The following is a 2,346-nucleotide window of genomic DNA, read 5'->3' as shown; positions in this document are numbered from 1 at the left end:
GCGGAATGAGGTCAGAGTCGAAATGTCCGTACGACGAAGGTCTGTCCGGCGACCGAGGGCCAGCTCGCCCAGCTCTGGTCCGCGGCCAGGGTGGGCGCGCCGACTCCGTCCGGCAGGCCGGCTGCGGTGGATACCACGCGTAGCGGCAGGGGGCCTTGGCCGCGGGTGCGGATGACGACGTCGATGCCGTCGGCGGGCGGGGCGGCGTAGCCGAAGCTCCAGTTCCAGGCGCCCTGTGGGTGCTTGGGGCTGCCGGTGAGCTTCGCGCCCTCGACGGTGGCGTCGAGGATCTGGTGTGCACGTGTGTCGGCGTGGACGTCGATGGTGTGGGCGTCGGCGGGGGCCTGGATACGGACCCGGATCGTGCGTACACCGCCGGCCTCGGTGGCCGAGGCGTTCTTGGTACGCGGTGTGTCCAGGGGTGCGGCCTTGGCCGCCCCGTTCGCGAGCACGGCATCGTCCAGTGCGGGGACGCGGTCTTCGAAGCGAGCCGGTTCACCGGTGAGGAGCTTGCCGACGGCGGGCTGGGAAGTGTCGCCGTCGCTGACCCAGGTGGCCTTGCCCGTGTCGGACTCCAGGACGTATCCGAGGCTGACCGGCCGGGGTTCATCAGCGCTGTAGCTGTCGAGGGCCGTACCCACGACCAGCGTGCCCGCACCTGCCACAGCCGTCGCGAGCATCCCGACGGTAAGCGCACGACATGAGGGAAGGGGCTCCAGGAGGCTCAGCAGCACCGCGGCGAGCAGTGCCGCGAGGACCAGCGGGGCGGCGATGAGCGACAGCCCCAGAGCGGGCAGCAGCAGGAGCACGACCGGCAGGACGAGCGCCACAACCGGCAGGGCCGTCACCGCTCCGGCCACCGCCCGCCACGGGGAGTCGGCAGGTGTGAACCGCAGCGTCACCGCGAGAACCGCCAGTCCGATCAGCGCCGGCCAGGTGAAGAGGTAGGCGCCCCCGGGCAGTAGCACAGCGCAGACCACGGCGAGCATCGCGAAAAAGCCGAGCACACCCACCATGATGTCCAGCGGCGACGCCTTGCGACGGGCCCAGCGGTACCAGGCGACAAGCAGCACCAGGAGCAGCAACGCTCCGCCCCATGCGTACCGGCCGAGGTGGTGGACACTGCCATCACTGAGCGCGAAGTCCGGCCGGGCCAGGCTCAGCGCCGACCACCCGGCCAGCCCGATCACCGCCGCACCGATCAGCGTGAGGGGGAAGGTCAGGGCGGCCCGTCCGGCCCCGCGGGGAGACAGACCTCGGCTCCGGCCGAACCACAGCAGCAGCGGCACGCCCAGGAGGGCCGTCAAGGCGAGCGGCAGGGCCAGCCATGCCGGGTAGGACACGACTGTGCCGAACAGGGAGAAGTACGTGGCGTCCGGACCGCTCTGCGAGAGGTCCGTGCCGCCGAGCCGGCGGACCGCTCCGAGGGCCGCGTCCCCCATGTCCTGCACGCTCGCGGCATCGAGCCGGGAGATGCTGTCGTGGGCGGTATGGTAATGCGCGGAGCCGCCCATGAAGGCGAAATTGAGACCGCGCATCCCGGCCTCGTCGAAGACCGTCAGATCGGTGTCGTTGGGCAGTTTTTCGTAAATCGCGGCGGAGAACGACGTGGTGACCGCACCGGAAGCCCGTACGGCGGAGGTGAGACCGGTGCCCGCCATTTGGAACATCACGACAGGCCCGGACGCGCCCCGGCCCTCCATGTTCACCACGACGGTCTGCTGGGGGTCGGCGGTCGGGCGGGAGCCGGTCTCCCCGTCGACGAAAGCCTGCGCGCCGAGCAGCCCTTGCTCCTCGCCGTCGGTGAAGAGGAGCTCGACGTCGTTGCGGAGCTGCGGCCCGGCCTTGAGGACGCGGGCGATTTCGAGGATCGCGGCGACGTTGGAGCCGTCGTCGCCGGCGCCCGGGGCGATCGGCACGGAGTCGTAGTGGGCGACGACAAGGACCCGGCCGGTGGGCTGCTTGCCGGGGATCGTGGCGTGGACGTTGGAGACGGACCCGACGACGGCCGGGCTGTCTGCGTCGGAGGGGGCGACCCGGGTCTGGACCTCGGGCCTCAGCCCGAGCTTCCGCAGCTCACCGACGAGATACTCCCGTACGTCCGACTGCGCGGCCGAACCCGCCGGGTGCGGGACCTTCGCGATGTGGTCGAGCTGTGCGACCGCACGGGCCGCCGAGAAGTCACCATTGGGGGCGGAGGCCGGCCGGGGCTCGGATATGCGCAGCGGCAGCATGGCCGCGATGCCGGTGAGAAGCAGCAACAGAAAAGCGGCCAGGGCCGGCACTCGTCTGCGCAACATGGGCAGGACCTGCACGGATATACCTCACAGCTGGAGTGGGAGTGGG

Annotated in this window: 1 protein-coding gene; it reads right to left on the bottom strand. The window is 70.8% G+C overall.

Annotation, left to right across the window (positions count from 1 at the left end):
- Positions 1–11: 11 nt before the first annotated feature.
- On the bottom strand, positions 12–2,300 hold the full coding sequence (locus ACFV8T_RS45470; RefSeq protein WP_385339770.1) for a M20/M25/M40 family metallo-hydrolase: 2,289 nt from the start codon (positions 2,298–2,300) through the stop codon (positions 12–14).
- Positions 2,301–2,346 lie beyond the last annotated feature (46 nt).

The sequence above is a fragment of the Streptomyces sp. NPDC059832 genome, from assembly GCF_042731715.1.
In the GTDB taxonomy this organism is placed as follows: Bacteria; Actinomycetota; Actinomycetes; order Streptomycetales; family Streptomycetaceae; genus Streptomyces.
Note: the sequence above shows the minus strand (reverse complement) of the source record. Positions and strands in the feature narration are given on the sequence as shown.

Coding starts and splice junctions, on each gene's coding strand:
- ACFV8T_RS45470 (WP_385339770.1), bottom strand. CDS start 2,300: ATGTTGCGCAGACGAGTGCCGGCCCTGGCCGCTTTTCTGTTGCTGCTT.